This is a genomic window from Parabacteroides chongii, from assembly GCF_029581355.1.
Taxonomy (GTDB): Bacteria; Bacteroidota; Bacteroidia; order Bacteroidales; family Tannerellaceae; genus Parabacteroides; species Parabacteroides chongii.
Genome location: NZ_CP120849.1, coordinates 3,569,444 through 3,588,540, shown reverse-complemented (window position 1 = coordinate 3,588,540; position 19,097 = coordinate 3,569,444). Strand labels below are relative to the sequence as shown.

Genomic DNA, 19,097 nt, shown 5'->3' with positions numbered 1-19,097 from the left:
TTTCCAAAGAAACAAGTATCTGAACAGAACTTTCTCATGGAAATATCAACAGGAAAGCGTACATTTGTATGATTTTTACGAAAGGATTAGATTGCAGATGAAAGTATGTATTGCTGAAAAACCGAGTGTGGCACGCGAGATTGCCGAAGTACTGGGGGCTACAAAAAAGATGAACGGGTATATTGAAGGAAACGGATATCAGGTTACCTGGACATTCGGACATCTGTGTACACTGAAGGAGCCTCATGACTATGCCGACGAATGGAAACGGTGGAGCCTGAGTGCGCTTCCGATGATCCCGCCCCGTTTCGGTATCAAACTGATCAGTAACCCGACTTACGAGCAGCAGTTCAAAGTGATCGAAACCCTCATGCAGAATGCGGAAATGGTGATCAACTGCGGTGATGCCGGCCAGGAAGGGGAATTGATACAACGTTGGGTGATGCAGAAAGCCGGTTGTACCTGCCCGGTCTACCGACTGTGGATCTCTTCTCTGACCGAAGAGGCCATCCGCGAAGGTTTCCAGCATCTGAAGGAACAAACCGAATTTAAGACATTATACGAAGCCGGACTGTCACGTGCCATCGGCGACTGGCTATTGGGAATGAACGCTACCCGTTTATACACGATCCGTTACGGACAAAACCGCCAGGTCCTTTCCATCGGACGCGTTCAGACACCGACACTGGCACTGATCGTCAACCGGCAGGCAGAAATAGACAATTTCAAGCCCGAACCTTACTGGGAATTAAAGACGGTCTACCGGAATACGACGTTTTCCGCCACTAAAGGTAAATTTACCAAGAAAGAGGAAGGAGAAGCTTTTCTGGAAATCGTACAGCAGGAGGACTTCACCGTCACCGATATCTCCGAAAAGAAAGGGAAAGAATATGCTCCCCGTCTTTTCGACCTGACCTCGTTGCAGGTAGAGTGCAATAAGAAATTTGCCTTTACCGCCGACGATACGTTGAAACTGATCCAGTCATTATATGAAAAGAAAGTGACGACCTATCCGCGTGTAGATACCACATTCCTGAGTGAAGATATTTATCCGAAAGTCCCGAATACGCTGAAAGGTCTGGTGGACTATACCGAGCTGACTGCTCCGTTACTGAACGCCAAGATTCCTAAAAGCAAAAAGGTATTCGACAACTCGAAGGTTACCGATCACCATGCGATCATCCCGACCGGTGTTCCGGCCCGTAATCTGACGGAAAACGAACGGAAGGTGTATGACCTGGTTGCCCGCCGCTTTATAGCCGCCTTTTATCCGGATTGCGAAATATCAACTACTACCGTACTCGGCAAAGTGGGTAAGGTGGATTTTAAAGTGACCGGAAAGCAGATATTGAAGCCGGGATGGCGTGTCGTTTTCGGAGCGGAACAGAAAGACCCGGATGCCGAACCGACCGAAGAAGAAGGTGTTTTGCCTGACTTTACGAAAGGAGAGTCAGGTCCTCACAAACCATTGCTGAAGGAGACATGGACGACTCCCCCCAAGCCATATACGGAAGCGACCTTGCTTCGTGCCATGGAGACAGCCGGTAAATTAGTGGATAATGAAGACTTGCGGGATGCCTTGAAAGAGAATGGCATCGGTCGTCCTTCCACCCGTGCCGCAATTATCGAAACATTATTCAAACGGAACTATATCCGGAAAGAACGTAAGAACCTGTTCCCTACCGCAACAGGAAAGGAACTGATCGGTACGATACATGAAGAGCTGCTCAAAAGTGCCGAACTTACCGGTTTATGGGAAAAGAAACTGCGTCAGATAGAACGGGGCACATATGAAGCCCGGACTTTCCTGGAAGAACTGAAACAAATGGTAAACCAGGTAGTCATCAACGTACTGTCCGACCAGTCTACCCGCACGATCACCATCGAGGAGGCTGCCAAAGAAGCTCCGAAAGCAGAAAAAGGGACTAAAGAGGAGAAAAAGGAAAAGAAACCCCGCAAGCCACGTGCTAAGAAGGAAGAGAAACCGAAAGAAATAGAAAAACCTGTTTGTCCGATCTGTAAGAAAGGAAATATCCTGCGTGGCAAAACGGCATACGGCTGTTCCGAATATAAAAACGGCTGCACGTTCCGTCTGGATTATGCGACTTATGGAGAAGGGTTATCGGATAAGGAATTGGCGGATGTTATAAAAGCATTATAATGGCTCTATCATTTGTCATTATAATGCTCTTTCGCTTGTACTACCGTTACGATTACTTTGTCTTCCTCAACCGTATAAATTAACCGGTCTTTTTTATTGATACGGCGAGACCAATAGCCGGACCAGTTTCCCCGCAAAGCCTCAGGTTTACCGGTGCCGGTGTAAGGATGTTCACGTAATTCATTTAATAATGCATTCACTTTCTTAGCAGCTGCTTTATCACCTGTACTAGAGAAGGAAGCAATATCCACCTTAGCTTTCTCAGTAATAATCAGTTTATATTTCATAAACCAAGCAACTCTTTCTGAAGTTCAGGTGTCAACTCCACGACTTCTCCGTTTTCCTTCTGTTGCACAGATTTCCGGAAATGCGCCAAGTTTGCCGGGTTGGTAAAGAAAGGATCTTCTTTCGGAGTAGTAATACGTTTGATGGAGGCTTTTACTTTCTTTACTAAATCCATATCATCCAAGGCTAATACAATTCTTGCCAATTCAGCTTTTTCAGCTTCCAGGGCCATAGTTGATTTTGTCATAGTTATTTCTTTTTATTATGTCCTTTGCAAAAGTAATAATTAAAATCCATATTCCAACCTCCTTTATTCCTTATCTTTGCATGCTCAAAATATAGAAAAAGATGAAAGAAGAATGGTTCCCTCTGGTCAACGAAGAGGGAGAAACAATAGGTAAGGCGACTCGCCGGGAATGCCATAGTGGGAGTAAACAATTACACCCAGTCATCCACCTGCATATTTTTAATGATGCGGGAGAATTGTATCTGCAAAAGCGTTCGATGAATAAAGATATCCAGCCGGGTAAATGGGATACGGCTGTCGGCGGACATATCGATTATGGTGAAACAGTAGAGGATGCGCTTCGCCGGGAAGTTCGGGAAGAATTAGGTATAACCGAGTTTACACCACAATTCATCACCCGCTATGTTTTCGAATCGGTCATCGAAAAAGAACTGGTCAATACTTTCCGTACCGTTTATAACGGAGAAATCCAACCGGATGCCGAAGAGTTGGATGGCGGACGTTTCTGGCCGATGGAAGAGATAAAAGCCAATCTGGGGAAAAGCGTATTTACTCCGAATTTCGAGCAGGAGTTTCAGCGATTATTCTTATAACATATTAAAAATAGCATAAAAACCGTTCACCGTTCACCAATCCACATTCAACACATTGTAAAACAAGACACATCTCCGATAAACACTGGTGAATGGTTTCAAAAAGAGGTGAATGGTTAATAGTAAACCGTTCACCTTCATATTTTGTCAAATTTGAATGTAGTGTCGTTGGTAGGGGCGGTTCGCGAACCGCCCTTACAGGCGCCATCATAATGGAACAGGCAGGTTCGACCGTAGGGGCGGGGTCTGCCCGCCCTTCTTCACCGGTTGTTATATTATTGTCGCAAAGGGCGGGCAAACCCCGCCCCTACAAAACCTGTCATTTGGGTTCATTATTTTCTACACTTTCCTCACCAAACAATAATAATTCCCAGTCCTCGTATGTATCTTCCGAATCCCTGAGGCATTCAGCATTTTACCGAAACGACAAGCCGACGTATTACTGAACTTCCGTTTGGAGCGTTCCGAAATAATATCCAACAATTCGACTGACGTAAACCGCTCTTCCCGCTCCCCTTCTTCCGGCAAACGGAAATAACTGAACAGATATTGCATCTCCAACGGCTCGTCTTGAAAACCGGCATTACTCTGCGTCAACAGCTGCTCTTCTTCCGTATTCAGCCAATAACGTTCGCCCGAACGAATAGCATGGACTGCCTGCGCATACAACTGTTCGTACTCCAACGGAGAAGAAACATCGATCGGCCCCGTTACCTGTACACATACATACCGACGACTGCCGGTCGGATCGGTCAGCAACTCCATCGGATTGGCCGTAGCCGAAAAAGAAGCCAAACGCCTCATCTGCTGAAATGTCTTCTGATGCGGACGCCGTATCTTCACTTCCGGTTTCTGGATCAGGTGTTTCAAATCAGCCTGATACTTCCGGCTCAAACGGTCGAACTCATCGATCGTGATCAATACGTTCTGAGCCATCAGCAACTCCGCCTCACTCTTATTCTCCAAATTAATACTTTCCGCATGATAATCCCTTAACACAGGCGGCAGAAGCAAACGGAAAAACGTCGATTTCGAAATCCCTTGTCCGCCAACCAGTACCGGCACCAGGCTGTTCGCATACAACCGGTCTGTCTTTTGCCAATGCGCAACCATGCTGACAAACCAAACATAAAAACGATTCCTCCACTCCGGATCCGATGTCGGCACCGTATCCGCCAATGCACGTATCCGGTCCTTTCCGTCCCATCCCGGCAAATTGTATAGAAACTCCTCCAGCGGATTGTAGTTCGGTACCCGCGGTGAATAAATATAACGCCTCACATCTTTATCCCAGATATCGAGCCCTTCCTCCATCGCATTCAGACAGATCCCATTCAGCACCTCCGGCGTCACCGGTCGAAAACGAAAACAGAAAGAATGTTTCTCCCTGTACTCTACCTCCCCGATAATCTCGTTCTTCCGAAACTCATACCGCCGTTTCAGAAACTCCTCCATCCGTGCCAGCAGGTTCATCGGCTGCGGCAGGCAAGGTTTTTTCCCGAACGATTTACGCGAAAGATACACATTATGAACCGTCAGCCTCAGCAAAGGCTGATCGCCAAGACTCCACATCCGGAAATAAAGCCAGCGCACGACATCTTCCTCCGGAACACCCGAGTCGAAACAAAGCGCACTGACCGCCGCTATAAAATCTTTCGGTTCCTTCTCTCCCCAATCGGGACCCTGTTCACGATACACCTGATTCAGGCAAGTCTCGAAAAGCATTGCCATCTTATTATATTGCTCCACACCCGGCAAGATACGTGCCAGCGGATCATCAGAAACCCGTATCTGTTCCGTATATGCGGAATCTTCAGGCATCTTCAACGGCTGTTCCATCCGGACAGGCAACGACTCCGGATTATAAAAACACTCCGGATCGAACGACAAGCGGCATCCCCGGTCGAGCGACAGCTCCTTGAAATCGACCGGCCACTGTAATTGCGCCTGATAATGCAATACCGCCCTGCGATAGGCATGTGCATGAAAACAATCCGCCGCCTCTTTCTCCACCGGCAGCGAACCGTCCGGCAGCGTATAGCGAACCACGACCTTCACACTTAATCCGCTTGAACCGATAAAGGCCAATAAAGGCTGGTTATACTTCGTAATCTCATCACGCAACCGCCTGGCCTCCGCCCTGTTTGCCAAACGATTAAATTCCAGTAAAACCAAACCGTTATACTGCTTCCAAACCTGCTCCTTATAACCGGAAGCAAAGAGTACCACCGGAATTTTTTCCGCATCAGCCAACCGGCTTCCGGGCGAACAATAAGGAATCATTTCACGCATATCCCTCACCCGCCGGGCTTGATCCTCATCCTTTATACGTTCCGCGACGGTTTCCAGTGCCACCAGCTTGCCGGAACTCAGATTTCCTTTCAATAATGTAACTTTCATTTCACACCTCTTTTTTCTCCGCTAAAACATAAACAGCTACTTTCGGACCTCCCAGACGAACGATACGCCCCTCTTCTCTCAACAACTTCAGATCCTGCTGGGCTATATAACGGGAACAGACATTCACCCCCATGCAATCGGAACTGGTGACCTCCCTGTGATTCGACAGATAACGGAGAATACGTTCCTGACGTTGCCCGGGAATGTAGGCCACTTTTTTTCGATAATCCGTCGCCCTCTCGAAATGCATGGAGCTCATCTCCTTTTTCAGTTCCTTACAGGCCCGGAAAACAACTTTCGAAAACCGGATACTTTCCGCCCTGATCTCTTTGGGGTCACGTATAGGCGGACATTTAGCCGTAACATAAAACGAACCTATCCCATCGATCTCCACCGAGTCACCGTCTTTCAGTGCCCGAACCAACTCTTCTTTAAAAAAAGTCATTATACCTTTGACCTCTCCTTCATTGAAGGTACCGCGATCGGCAATTATCTCACATAACTTTTCAAAACGCAGCACCTGCCCTTCCACGACACGGGCATGCAATACGCCTTCTTCTTCTTCCTGTCCGGGAGAATGAGGATTTTTGTAAAACAAATACTTTGCTGGCATATATACGATTGTTTTTTCTACTTCCTGCCTCACTTGTAAGTAAGGAGTAAGTCAGTACTATTTAAGGCAAACCCTATAACTCTTTCACTTAACGACCGTGGTCGGCATGCTTAACCACCTCCGTCATCAAGCTTAACGACGGAGGTCGCAAAGCTTAACGACAGCCATCCTTTGATTTCAAAGTCGTATCTAAAGGTATAGTTTATTATTGGTTTTGTGGTAATATACAGGGAGAAAAGTGTTACTTATTTTAAGTGTGGGAAAATATGAAACTCAAAAGGTGAACGGTTTAAGCCAACCATTCACCTTTTAGAGAAACCGTTCACCCTCCATTCACCTACTTAAAGTAAAACAAACCAGCACTTTAAGAAGGAGAAGGTGAAGGGTGAATGGTTTATAAGTGTTTTTATATGTATTCTTTGGATTACTTGCACATCTCGTTGATCACCGCGATCAGTTCGCCGCCAATCTCTTCAGCTTCTTCCATAGTATGGGCTTCTGAATAGATACGGATGATCGGTTCTGTATTACTTTTACGAAGGTGAACCCATTTATCCGGGAAGTCGATCTTCACACCATCGATATCTGTAATATCATATTGAGCGAATTTCTCTTTTACTTTAGCCAAGATAGCATCCACATCGATCTCCGGAGTCAGTTGTACTTTCTGTTTAGAGATGAAATACGGAGGATAGCTGGCACGTAACTCACTTGTCTTCATTTTCTTCTTTGCCAGATGAGTCAGGAACAAAGCGATACCTACCAACGCATCACGACCGTAATGGCTGGCCGGATAGATCACACCGCCGTTGCCTTCACCGCCAATCACTGCATTGGTTGCTTTCATCTTCGTAACAACATTTACCTCACCTACAGCTGCTGCATTGTATTCGCAACCATGAGCACGAGTGACATCACGCAATGCACGGCTTGAACTCAGATTGCTGACAGTGTTACCCGGAGTATGACTCAAAATATAATCGGCAACAGCTACTAATGTATATTCTTCACCAAACATTTCACCGTCTTCGCAGATAATAGCCAAGCGGTCTACATCCGGATCGACAACGAAACCGACATCCGCTTTCGCATGCTTCATCAGGTCTGAAATCTCTGTCAGGTTTTCAGGGATAGGTTCCGGATTATGAGAGAAGTTTCCGTGAGGTGCACAATGCAGTTTAAAGATTTCCTTTACACCCAATGCATACAGCAAATCCGGCAAAACGATACCACCCACAGAGTTCACTGCATCAATAGCTACCCGGAAGTTAGCCGCCTTGATAGCTTCTACGTCCACCAAGTCAAGATTGAGTACACTCTCGATATGTTTCTGTTTATATGTATTGTCGACAATCACTTTTCCCAAATGATCGACATCTGCAAATTCAAAACTTTCGGAAGCTGCAATATCCAGTACCTCAGCACCTTCAGCAGCATTCAGGAACTCACCTTTCTCGTTCAACAACTTCAAGGCATTCCATTGTTTCGGATTATGACTGGCAGTCAATATAATACCACCGCATGCACCTTCCATAGCTACGGCTAATTCAGTAGTCGGGGTTGTAGCCAAATCGATATCGACAACATCGAATCCCATACCTGTAAGCGTACCCAAAACCACCTGTTTAACCATCGGTCCTGAGATGCGGGCATCGCGTCCGACTACGATTTTATTTGTTGTAACTGTCGTGTTTTTTCTGATGAAGGTAGCATAAGCTGCTACAAACTTCACTATGGCCAACGGATTTAGTCCGTCCTCCGGTGCTCCGCCTATTGTACCGCGAATACCGGAAATAGATTTAATTAGAGTCATAAGTAAATTAGATTATTTTTCAAATGTATATCTTACTTTTTTGAAATAAACCGGGAAATATTGGCTTTGAAAAGTATTTCCCATCCGCTTAAACGGAACAATCAGTCGAACGACAGCCCCTTCCCCTACATGATATAGAGGCGTTGCCAACCCTTCGCCGACAAATTGATCAGGGAAGTAATTTACATATTCTCCGGAATAAACATTATAACCGAAAACAAATTCAGTTGGATATCCATAGACATATGATGGTCCGTAAGTTAGGTTATTAGCCATTAAATAAGCTGTATCCGAATCCAGTATTCCATACGCTTCAAACCGGCAAAAGACCTTTGTTTGTCCCAATACCGCCCTATTCCCATTACCGGAATCTATCACGTTCAGATACACATCATTGTCCAACTTCACAAATTCATTTTCCTTAAAAACACCATCTGACGGATAGTTTTTAAGAATCTTAAATCCCTCATGATCAATCAACCGATCAATCGCTTTCCTCTCATCCTTCAAATGCTCAGTATACGACTTCGTTTTATCGCACGAAGCCACCAGCAGAGCCACACACAAAATCATCAGGATATTAAAACCTCTCTTCATCTGTTATTCTTTAATGTATAAATGAGCGACAAATGTAAATAATATCTGCCATATCTCAGGCAAGTTTCTCTATTTCTTCTGTTTTATTAGGATTAAATTCTTTCAATCCCTTTTCAAACGTAGCTACAGCATCCTCCAAAGAGCCGAAAAACTCTCCGCCGGAAGCATTTTTATGTCCGCCGCCATTAAAATACTGACAAGCAAACAGGTTACAAGGAAAATCACCTACCGAACGGAGTGAGACTTTAATATAATCTCTGTCTTCACGGATAAAGACACTGAATGTAACTCCCTCAATACTTAACGGCATATTGACAAAACCCTCCGTATCCCCTGTTTTGTAATGGAACCGATCCAATTCCTCCTTTGAAAGAGTTATCAGGGCCGCATGATGTTCCGGATAAATCTTCATCTTTTCATACAAGACATACCCTTGCATGCGCAGACGAGATTCAGAGTAAACCTGGAATACCTTACGATATATCAAGTCTTTATCGATCCCTTTCTTGATCAGTTCACTGATGATCGTATAAATTTCCGGTTTATTGGAATTATAAGTAAACGAACCGGTATCCGTCATCATCCCTGTATAGATACATGCAGCCGCCTCTTTCGTCATCAGGTCGAACATTCCCATACGGCAAATGAAACGGAAAACCATCTCGCTGGTCGACGACATTTCCGGATACGACATCGTTACCCGACAGAAATCGGCCGGATTCAGATGATGATCGATCATCACCTTACGCCCTTCAGAAGCGATAACGGCAGGAGCCAGCTTCTCGATACGCTTAGGCTCGTTAAAGTCCAGGCAAAAAATAACATCCGCATCATGGATCAGCTGTTCGGCAAAATCAGGATACTTCTCATGAATCACAATATCTTTTGCTCCCGGCATCCATCTGTAGAACGAGGGAAATTCATTCGGGACAACAACTGTTACATTATCTTTACCATACGTAGTAAGGAAATGGTACAACCCCAAAGAAGAACCAATAGCATCACCGTCAGGGGTGACATGGGTTACAATGACAAAACTTTCGCCTTTCTCAACGTATTTCTTGGCTTTCTGTATTTTCTCTTCGTGAATGATTTTTGTAATCATATATAATCTTGTTTACAGTGACAAAGGTAGTACTTTTTTGCGTTCTACCCAGTAAAAAAACGTTCAATAAGCAATTCAAAGAATATAAATAACAATAGAAGTAAACCTGCCAGAAGAAACCCCGGCCGCCTGGTTTTGACATACAATAAGAATGAGAGTATGGAAGAATATCCCAGCACGGTAAACCATACATCGATACGCCCCTGAAAAGTAACCTGCGTCACGCGGCTGAAAGCATCTACGATCCAAAACAAGGTATGCGTCAGCCTTTCTACAAACAGCTGCAACAATCCGTATCCGGGAATACCGGGAGGAAGCAAGAGCCAGACAAGCCCTGCCGGAATAAGAAAGGTCGACAGGAAGGTCAATGGCAGATTGGTGCATAGGAAGACCAGCGAGAACTGCCGGAAATAATAGAGGCAAAGCAAGGTCGTTCCCGCCTGAGCTGCCAGTGTGACGGTTATCCAGCCCCAGGGTATTGCCACCAACGGATTTCTCACGACGATAAGGTTCTGTAAACGAGGTTGTAGAAACAAGATCGCCAAGACAGCCAGATAGCTCAACTGAAAACCGACATCGAAGAGATACAACGGATTAAAGACCAACATGCAGAAAGCTGCTGCCGCCAATGTATTATACCCGTCAGTCCTCCGCCTAAGTACCTGCCCGGTCAGATAAAGCGTCAGCATCAAACCGGCACGAACAGCCGACGGTGCCAATCCGGTTACCACCACAAAACACCAAAGCAGGCAAAGCGTCGACAAATACCTCCCCCATCTACAGAAACCACTCTTAGGCAAAAAAGAGAACAGGAAAGACAGGAACCCGCAGACGACAGCCACATGAAAACCACTTACTGCCAAAAGATGGGCAACACCGGTGACGGAAAACCGCTTCCTCACATCACGGCTCATATCTTTACGATATCCCAGCGTAATGGTTGCCAGCACCGACTTCTCTTCTTTAGACAGATTCAGCCGGTCGAAAGGCTTCAGCAAGTCGGCTTGTTCCTGCCGGGCAAATTTCATTAATGAGGAAACAGCAGGTTCTTCCCTCCTGTCCTGCCAGTAAGCAGTCCGCTGTATCGAAAAGCTAAGCAATAAAGAAAGGAATACCACGCCCCATATCCAGCGTAATTCATAATTACAACCTTCCGGCTGCATGCCCGGAGCCAGCCAGGCAAAAGCGATGAAGATCATAGAAACTACGATCAGTAACAACGAGACGAGACTACAATGAAAGGAAGATTGCAGCAAGATTCCGGTTATCCAAATGAAAAGCGGCCTGACAAACGGCCGCTTCTGTATTTCTTTCAGGATCATACAAAGGTCGGTTTTGGTTGGTTATCAAATTCTCTACATCTCTTTCAGCTCTTTTATCGTTTGTATCGGATCAGGAGAGCTGAAAACAAAGCTACCGGCAACCAGTACATCCGCCCCGGCTTCAAGCAATCGTTTTCCTGTTTCCAGATTCACGCCCCCATCTACCTCGATCAGCGTATCCAGTCCCCTCTCGCGGATCATTTCTTTCAGACGAGCCGTCTTATTGACTGAATGCTCGATAAAACGTTGTCCGCCGAAGCCCGGATTAACCGACATCAGCAAGACCATATCCAAATCCTGTATAATATCTTCCAGCAGGCTGATCGGCGTATGCGGATTGAGCGTAACAGCCGCTTTCATGCCCGCCTCTTTTATCGCGCCGACAGTCCGATGCAGATGGGTACAGGCTTCATAATGAATATTCATCATATAAGCACCTGCAGCCGCCACCTCCTTGACAAACTTCTGGGGTTCGACGATCATCAGATGTACATCCATCGGTTTCTTCAGGATCGGTTTTACAGCGTTCAACACCGGAAAGCCAAAAGAAATATTCGGAACGAAAACACCGTCCATAATATCCATATGCAACCAGTCCGCCTCACTGTTATTGATCATTTCCACCTCTTTTTGCAGGTTCAGGAAATCGGCAGACAACAAAGAAGGAGCAATTTTATGTTTCATAATCTCAAGTCTTTTTGGCAAAGGTACAAAAAAAGGAAAGAGAACACGATGTTAGTGTCCTCTTTCCTTCAATTTCTTAGTTCATCACATAACCACAGAGTTCCGGTTGCAATGCAGGCTCTACGTGGTAGCTCCTTGCAAATTGAGAAAGGAAATCAAGCGTTTGTCTGCTTGGTGTACTTTTCTTCTCGTTCCGGTTCTTTTTAGTTCTATCTTTCAATCCATCCATACATTGTGTAGAAAATCTCTTCATAGGCATCCCCTTTTTATTCGTTTGATAATAAAACGGGAGATTATTCTACTTATTATATGAACCGGAGAATATTTTTTACCGGATGATAAAAATCACAATTGGCTCGTTTCGTGAACCGATCATGCCATAGATAACTCTATGCTGTTTTCTTCAGCCATACGGCGCATGTTCAGGATCGCATAACGCATGCGGCCCAATGCCGTATTTATACTGACACCTGTGATATCGGCAATTTCTTTAAAGCTCAGATCCTGATAATACCGCATCTCCAGCACTTCACGCTGACTGTCGGGCAAATGTTTTACCAGTTTCTTCACATCCGACAATACCTGGTGGCGTACGATGTTATCTTCAATCGTTCCGTCGCAAAGTTTTATATTATTGAACAGATCCACTTCCACTTCATCATTGGAAACCGTATTCTCACTGCGTTCCTGGCGGAAGTTATCAATGATCAGATTATGTGCAATACGTGTGATCCATGCTTTAAACTTACCGTTTTCTGTGTAACGGCCCTGCTTAATAGTCATAATCACCTTAACAAAAGTCTCCTGAAAGATATCTTCTGTCAATTCCTTATTGCGGACTATAAAGTAAATATAGGAATGGATACTACTTTTATGACGGTTCAACAACACATCAAACGCAGCATTATTACCTTGCGCATAAATGACAACCAGTTCTTCGTCGGTCATCGATTTTAAAGTCTTCATTACTTCTATGTTTTATAGTTTCTTTGAGTAATGTTTATGCTATAGGCAACGAGGTTTTAAATGTTAGACAATTTTGTTTTCGAAAGCAAAAGAACAAAAAGTATTTTAAACGGACAAATATTTCTGTTATTTTTATACAAAAATGTCCCCTGCCTGTACGTTTTATGTACAAACAGGGGACATTTGCTAACAAACTATATTTTTAGAACTTATACCCCAAGGTTAAAGCTACCTGCGTCGTTTTTGTCTTCAAAGAAGCAGGGTCGGATTTAACAAAAGATGTACCATCCGGCAAAAATGTGCTGGGGAAAGCATAAGCATCTTCCTTATACTCTCTGTACACACATGCTATATCCGTATAGAAGTTCGGTGTAAAACGATAGCCTAACCCAATCGAATAAGAATTAGTTCCCTTATCAATTGTATAATTAGGAATAGTACCGACAACCCCGACGGCATCTTTTAGATACTCTCCGCCTACCACTGGAGAAATACCGTCTTTCATATGCTTCTTCATCGGAGATGTTCTCCATAAAGTTCCAGCACGAACAGAAAACTGAGGAGTCACCTTATATTCCGCACCGACTTTCAAAGTTCCGGACATTCCAAAATCACTATCTATATCCTTCTGCTGATTCAATTCATATCCATCCAAGTCGTTCAGATTCATTCGCTTATAATTAGTCAATTCATAATCGGCACTGATCAGGAAGTTCTGTCCGACACCTGCCACACTGAATATCCAACGATCCGGAGTACGAAGATGATAATCTCCTGCCTGATATTCCGGTGTACTCACAGCATCCCATGCCTGATTATTGATGGTTGTTTGAGCTGTCCCACTAAAATAGTCGGTCAACTTATACCATGTCGGAGAATTATAGGCAACGCCAACACGCAGAAAATCTACCGGACGTACGATCGCTCCTATATTGAAAGCATAACCTGTTCCGTCCGTAGACAAACCATTATCCAGCCATAACTGACTCATTACAGAAAAGTCTTCTGTATACTTTGTCGTCATACTGAAATCGAGATCCGTTATAGCAACCGTTGCGCCCAGGAAAAAGCGATCGGAGATATTGGTTGCAAATGAAATATTATATTGACCGATAGATCCTTTCTCATTCACCAACAAATCGGCATTTTGAGGACTGTCAGCTTCCCAGCCGTTCGCACCCTGTTTCCCGAAAGCAGAATGATACTCGCTTCCTCCTTTTTCATAGGGATCGAAGAAACCTGCCTCGTAACCTAAAGTTGACAACCAGGGTACATCGGGGTTATTATAAGGGTCATAACCGCCATTCTTATCATAAATCAAATTACCTTCTTTAATACCATAAGTCAAGTCAGCCACATAATCAGCCAACGAGTAAGCCTGCGCCCCATTCATCCGGTAAGAACGGTTAAAACTCTTCACCCGATTATAGGAAATACCGAGATTCCAGCCTACAAGTCCTTCATCATTACCTGTCGGGAAATATCCCACATAAGCAATATTGTCAAAGTTAAACTTTGTCTTACTGGCATCCGCTTTAAAACCATTCCAGTTCGTATTTGCTTTTGACGTTGATAAACTTATCGTAGTAACCACTTCGGAGCTACGATATATCCCCAACCCGGCCGGGTTAGTAGACATAGACGATATATCCCCACCTAATGCACCAAAAGCGCCACTCATACCCAAATAACGGGCAGTCCCGTTCAAATCCGTCTGCGACAACCTGTATGCATCCATCTCACCTTGTGCATATGCGGCACCACCGGCCAGGAAAAATGCCGATATAAATAAGCACGTTATTCTTTTCATCGTTTCTGTTGTTAATACCTTTTAAATATATAAGGGCTCATGTAGGAATACAAGCCCTTATACTATAATTATATTATCTCTTTCATATTTTATCTGCGACCACCTGAACGACCGCCGCCTCCGCCGCCACTTGAACGGCTGCTACTGCTACCTCCACTGCTGAATGAGCTACTACGACTGCTGCTACTTCTGGAAGGAGCGGAATAAGTGCTCTGGCTTCTGGAAGGAGAAGAAGTGCTGAAACTTGAACGGCTGCTACTACTTCTTGCCGGAGCTGAATAAGATCCGGATGAAGACCTTGTACCTGAACCGGTATATTCGCTTCTACGAGTTGTCGTACTCGGACGGGTACGTACCGTAGATTCAGACTGTACGCGACCTGAAGAAGACGAACTTCTGCTAGAACGTATGCTACTATTGTTTCTTATGCTTTCTCCTCTCGTTGAAGAAGCAGACGACGAACGTGTAGAATAACGATCAGAACTCAATCCTCTTGCACTGCTTGCACGGTTGTTTTCACTTCTTAAAGAAGTTGCACGATTCGATGATCTGTAAGATGACGAACGGTTTGATGATGCAGAGCTATAGCGACTGGAAGAACTTCTTCCGGAAGTATAACGGCTTGACATTGCACGTCCCGACGATCTGTAGTTGTACGGGTTATAATAATGGTGGTGATGGTGTCCCCAATAGCCGCCACCTCCCCAGTAGCCGCCGCCCCAATAACCGCCGTACCAAGGACTGCTCCAGCCTGCATAGAAGCCACCCCAGCCCCAGCCGAATCCCCAGCGGGGACCATACCAGGAAGAGTAAGTCCACCACGGACTGTAACTATACCAAGGGTCATACCAGTTATTATACCACGGAGAGTTCCAACCGTACCAGCCTCCCCAGTTATTACCCACGTTAATGTTCACATTCACATTGGCATTACCGTCTGAGTAATCCGTATCGTAACCATAACTGTAATAACCGTCGCTCAGATACAGATCCACCTGGTCTGCACCGGCAATCGTGATCTTACTCGGAGAATGATAACGAACAATACGCTCCGTATATTCCGTATCCGAACGGCGTTCCGATTTCTTCGTTACCTTTTGGTTGTTATCCGGTAATTCTTCGATATAAGTTCCGTCCTCGTCATCGAAGTCCTCATCATAAGGTTCTTCCACGTCGACAGATGTATATCGCCTATTGTATTCATCTACGTCCCTGTTTTCTTCAAACGCCGGATGCGAATCCGAAGCCGATGCCAAAACGATTGCAGATGAAGATCCCGTTGCATCTTCTTTTTTGGGCTGTATAACCTTCTCTTCTGTTTTTTCTTTCTTTTTTTCTTTACTTGAAGAGAAATACACATCATCAAAGAACTCCTCCTGGGCTGCGGCACTGAAGCCAACCAGGAGCATCACCACTAAAGATGTTAATTTCATGGGTTTCATATTCGTTTCTCCTCTACATTAATATATTTATTCTACTGTTTAGACTCTGTTTCCATTGTCAGGGTTTAAATGCGTACTCTTAATAACTCTAAAAATCTCGCATTCTACATACAAATATAACGCGTTCCCAATAAGAACCAAGCATTTATATATACTTTAACTTTAATATTTATCCAGGCATTGCGTTTACATTAAATAAGATGCAGTTCGACTTACAAACGCTGCACCACTTCCCCTAAGAGAAAAAGACACGACTCACCGTCCGATTGTTTTTAGACTACTGTTTGATTTTTTCCAAAGATAAATCGTATATTTGTCCTTTGGTTTAAAACCTTGTAAACTGTATATTAACAAGATTAATTCTATTTGTAAATGGGAAGAGTATTAGTTATTGGTGCAGGGGGCGTAAGTACCGTTGCTGTTAAAAAGATCGCGATGAACGCTGATGTTTTTACCGATATCATGGTGGCCAGCCGCACGAAAAGCAAGTGCGACCAGATTGCTGCCGATATCAAGAATGTGAAGGTGAAGACAGCACAGGTCAATGCGGACAACGTGGACGAGCTCGTTGCATTGTTTAATGACTTCAAGCCCGAGTTGGTTGTCAACCTGGCTTTACCTTATCAGGACCTCTCCATCATGGACGCCTGCCTGGCTTACGGTGTCAGCTATCTCGACACCGCCAACTACGAACCGCTGGACGAGGCGAAATATGAATATAGCTGGCAGTGGGCCTACAAAGACCGCTTTGAAAAGGCGGGGCTGACGGCTATCCTGGGATGCGGATTCGATCCGGGCGTAACAGGAGTATATACAGCTTATGCAGCAAAGCATCATTTCGATGAAATCCAGTATCTGGACATCGTAGACTGCAACGCAGGCGATCACCACAAGGCATTCGCCACGAACTTCAATCCGGAAATTAATATCCGCGAAATCACCCAGCGTGGTAAATATTTCGAGGACGGGGAATGGAAAGACACCGATCCGCTGTCGGTACACAAGCCGCTGAACTACCCGAATGTAGGTCCGCGCGAATCGTACCTGATGTATCACGAAGAGCTGGAAAGTCTGACAAAGAACTTCCCGACCATCAAGCGTGCCCGCTTCTGGATGACGTTCGGACAGGAATACCTGACTCATTTACGTGTAATCCAGAATATCGGCATGTCGCGTATCGACCCGATCATGTACAACGGACAGGAGATCGTTCCGATCCAGTTCCTGAAAGCCGTACTGCCTAACCCGGGTGACCTGGGCGAAAACTATACGGGCGAAACTTCTATCGGCTGCCGTATCCGCGGTATCAAGGACGGAAAAGAACAGACTTACTACGTCTACAACAACTGCAGCCACGAAGCAGCCTACAAGGAAACAGGCGCACAGGGCGTAAGTTATACGACAGGCGTTCCCGCCATGATTGGTGCCAAGCTCTTCATGCAGGGAATATGGAAGAAACCGGGCGTATGGAACGTGGAAGAGTTCAATCCGGATCCGTTCATGAAAGAACTGAACGAGCAAGGTTTGCCCTGGCACGAAATGTTTAATGTAGACCTTGAGTTGTAAGAATAATGAGTAATATCTACAGGATACTGCGTCTTAGCACACGTATCAAAAGCAGAAGGATCAAGCTGTTAGGGATTTGGGCCTTTCACCTGCTGGGTAAAAGGTACATCGGCATTTTCCTCGATCCGGTACTGGCTTGCAACTACAGGTGCAAGATGTGTTATTTCAGCGATGAAGAAAAAAGAAAGACCTACCGTGGTATCCTGGGATATGAAGATATAGAAACAATTGCCGGCCGTTTGTTTCACCGGGCATTGAAGCTTCAGATTGGCTGCGGGGCGGAGCCTACATTATATAAAGACCTGGTAAAAGTCATTTCGCTGGGTAAAAAATACAATGTTCCTTACATCTCAATAACTTCAAACGGAGCTTTATTGACCAGGGAGTTATTGACGGAGGCAATCGAAGCCGGGCTCGACGAACTGACATTATCGGCGCACGGGGTCACACGGGAGACTTATGAATACCTGATGGCAAACGGCAAGTTTGACCGGTTCCAGGAGTTACTGGCTGATATTGCTGAAATAAAAAAGAAATATCCGGCATTCAAATTACGTATAAACTATACGATCAACAACAGGAATCTGAATGAGTTAAGCCGTATCTGGGAGGTGATCGGGGATGAAATGGACATTCTCCAGCTAAGGCCCATCCAAAAGATCGGGAATACCGAATACCAGGATTTCGACCTTACACAGATTTACGAGAAGTATGATACGATATTAGTCCCGTTGATAGAAGAATGCAAACGTAGAAATATTGTTTGCCTGGTTCCTCAGAAACAGAATCTTATCATACTCGAAAATGACGAGGTCGAGGACGACGGCATTGAAAAGGCTACTTACTGCTACGTCTCTCCCCAAGGCTGTTGGAAAGATGATTTCGATTACCGGACAGAGACATTCGAATCGTATGCATCCAGGGTACACCTGGGCAGGAAACTGTTCGGCAAAGTACTGAAAGGAGGCAACCACCGGAAAGTGGTAGTGACGCGTAAGATGAATTATAACATTAAATAAACTGAATAATATGGCATTACAAGTTGGAGACAAAGCCCCCGAAGTGTTGGGGACTGATCAGAACGGAAATGAAATAAAACTCAGCGATTTCAGAGGTAAGAAGCTAGCGCTTTACTTTTACCCGAAAGACAACACAAGCGGTTGCACGGCAGAAGCCTGCAGCCTGCGTGACGGTTACCAGGAGCTACAGGCAGCCGGTTACGAAGTGGTCGGGGTAAGTAAAGACAGCGCAAAATCCCACCAGGGATTCATTGCGAAGCAGAACCTGCCTTTCAACCTGATCGCTGACACGGACACAGCCCTGCAACAAGCCTTTGGCGTATGGGCGGAAAAGAAACTGTACGGACGTTCATACATGGGGACTCTCCGTACCACCTTTATTATCAACGAAGACGGTGTCATCGAAAAGATAATCGGTCCGAAAGAGGTGAAAACAAAAGACCATGCTAATCAAATCCTTAATTCATAAAAGGG

The 19,097-nt window shown here is 45.0% G+C and carries 18 protein-coding genes; 5 read left to right on the top strand and 13 right to left on the bottom strand.

From position 1 onward, the window contains the following. Positions 1-97: 97 nt before the first annotated feature. Positions 98-2,161, top strand: a complete 2,064-nt coding sequence (locus P3L47_RS13380) for a DNA topoisomerase 3 (RefSeq protein ID WP_277781096.1) — start codon at positions 98-100, stop codon at positions 2,159-2,161. Between the two features lie 8 nt (positions 2,162-2,169). On the opposite strand, the gene P3L47_RS13375 is transcribed toward P3L47_RS13380, so the two are convergent. Together P3L47_RS13375 and P3L47_RS13370 are read right to left on the bottom strand one after the other, a co-directional pair. Then, positions 2,170-2,448, bottom strand: a complete 279-nt coding sequence (locus P3L47_RS13375; RefSeq protein WP_277781095.1) for a Txe/YoeB family addiction module toxin — start codon at positions 2,446-2,448, stop codon at positions 2,170-2,172. Continuing rightward, complete coding sequence (locus P3L47_RS13370; protein WP_075556660.1) at positions 2,445-2,693, bottom strand: hypothetical protein; 249 nt, start codon at positions 2,691-2,693, stop codon at positions 2,445-2,447. The genes P3L47_RS13375 and P3L47_RS13370 overlap by 4 nt, the downstream gene beginning before the upstream one ends. 101 nt (positions 2,694-2,794) lie before the next feature. On the opposite strand from P3L47_RS13370, the gene P3L47_RS13365 reads away from it, so the two are divergent. Continuing rightward, positions 2,795-3,286: an NUDIX hydrolase gene (locus tag P3L47_RS13365; RefSeq protein WP_277781094.1), complete on the top strand. Its 492-nt coding sequence runs from the start codon at positions 2,795-2,797 to the stop codon at positions 3,284-3,286. Positions 3,287-3,625: 339 nt separating this feature from the next. Here P3L47_RS13365 and P3L47_RS13360 read toward each other — a convergent pair whose 3' ends face one another. The 11 genes from P3L47_RS13360 to P3L47_RS13310 all read right to left on the bottom strand — a co-directional run bounded on the left by P3L47_RS13360 (position 3,626) and on the right by P3L47_RS13310 (position 16,038). After that, the gene (locus P3L47_RS13360) at positions 3,626-5,686 is read right to left on the bottom strand and encodes a VapE domain-containing protein (protein ID WP_277781093.1); all 2,061 of its coding nucleotides are present in this window, start codon (positions 5,684-5,686) and stop codon (positions 3,626-3,628) included. Between the two features lies 1 nt (position 5,687). After that, on the bottom strand, positions 5,688-6,299 hold the full coding sequence (locus tag P3L47_RS13355; RefSeq protein WP_122362668.1) for an HU family DNA-binding protein: 612 nt from the start codon (positions 6,297-6,299) through the stop codon (positions 5,688-5,690). 424 nt (positions 6,300-6,723) lie between these two features. Next, positions 6,724-8,112, bottom strand: a complete 1,389-nt coding sequence (glmM, locus tag P3L47_RS13350) for a phosphoglucosamine mutase (RefSeq protein WP_277781092.1) — start codon at positions 8,110-8,112, stop codon at positions 6,724-6,726. A 12-nt stretch (positions 8,113-8,124) separates the two neighbouring features. Continuing rightward, entirely contained in the window at positions 8,125-8,709 is a 585-nt protein-coding gene (gene bamK, locus P3L47_RS13345; RefSeq protein WP_122362670.1) for a BamK family beta-barrel-assembly machinery protein, read from the bottom strand. A 55-nt stretch (positions 8,710-8,764) separates the two neighbouring features. Further along, a complete protein-coding gene (locus P3L47_RS13340) occupies positions 8,765-9,814 on the bottom strand; it encodes a DHH family phosphoesterase (RefSeq protein WP_277781091.1) in 1,050 nt (349 codons plus the stop codon). Between the two features lie 44 nt (positions 9,815-9,858). Then, positions 9,859-11,133 (bottom strand): ComEC/Rec2 family competence protein, encoded by a 1,275-nt coding sequence (locus tag P3L47_RS13335; RefSeq protein ID WP_345799076.1) that lies wholly within the window; start codon positions 11,131-11,133, stop codon positions 9,859-9,861. Positions 11,134-11,169: 36 nt separating this feature from the next. After that, the gene (gene rpe, locus P3L47_RS13330; RefSeq protein WP_277781089.1) at positions 11,170-11,820 is read right to left on the bottom strand and encodes a ribulose-phosphate 3-epimerase; all 651 of its coding nucleotides are present in this window, start codon (positions 11,818-11,820) and stop codon (positions 11,170-11,172) included. Between the two features lie 76 nt (positions 11,821-11,896). After that, on the bottom strand, positions 11,897-12,073 hold the full coding sequence (locus tag P3L47_RS13325; RefSeq protein ID WP_199715718.1) for a hypothetical protein: 177 nt from the start codon (positions 12,071-12,073) through the stop codon (positions 11,897-11,899). A gap of 119 nt (positions 12,074-12,192) precedes the next feature. Further along, a complete protein-coding gene (locus P3L47_RS13320) occupies positions 12,193-12,786 on the bottom strand; it encodes an RNA polymerase sigma factor (protein WP_122362674.1) in 594 nt (197 codons plus the stop codon). A gap of 202 nt (positions 12,787-12,988) precedes the next feature. Then, complete coding sequence (locus tag P3L47_RS13315) at positions 12,989-14,596, bottom strand: OmpP1/FadL family transporter (RefSeq protein ID WP_277781088.1); 1,608 nt, start codon at positions 14,594-14,596, stop codon at positions 12,989-12,991. Positions 14,597-14,685: 89 nt separating this feature from the next. Continuing rightward, positions 14,686-16,038 carry a hypothetical protein gene (locus P3L47_RS13310; RefSeq protein WP_122362676.1) on the bottom strand — a complete coding sequence of 451 codons (1,353 nt, stop codon included), beginning with the start codon at positions 16,036-16,038 and terminating at the stop codon, positions 14,686-14,688. 372 nt (positions 16,039-16,410) lie between these two features. Between P3L47_RS13310 and P3L47_RS13305 the strand changes: the two genes are divergently transcribed. From P3L47_RS13305 to bcp, 3 genes are read left to right on the top strand one after another with little or no spacing between them, the layout of a single operon-like run. Then, positions 16,411-17,604 (top strand): saccharopine dehydrogenase family protein, encoded by a 1,194-nt coding sequence (locus P3L47_RS13305; protein WP_122362677.1) that lies wholly within the window; start codon positions 16,411-16,413, stop codon positions 17,602-17,604. 5 nt (positions 17,605-17,609) lie between these two features. Continuing rightward, positions 17,610-18,623 carry a radical SAM protein gene (locus tag P3L47_RS13300; RefSeq protein ID WP_233577200.1) on the top strand — a complete coding sequence of 338 codons (1,014 nt, stop codon included), beginning with the start codon at positions 17,610-17,612 and terminating at the stop codon, positions 18,621-18,623. Between the two features lie 10 nt (positions 18,624-18,633). Then, entirely contained in the window at positions 18,634-19,092 is a 459-nt protein-coding gene (bcp, locus tag P3L47_RS13295; RefSeq protein ID WP_122362679.1) for a thioredoxin-dependent thiol peroxidase, read from the top strand. The last annotated feature ends 5 nt before the right edge of the window (positions 19,093-19,097 follow it).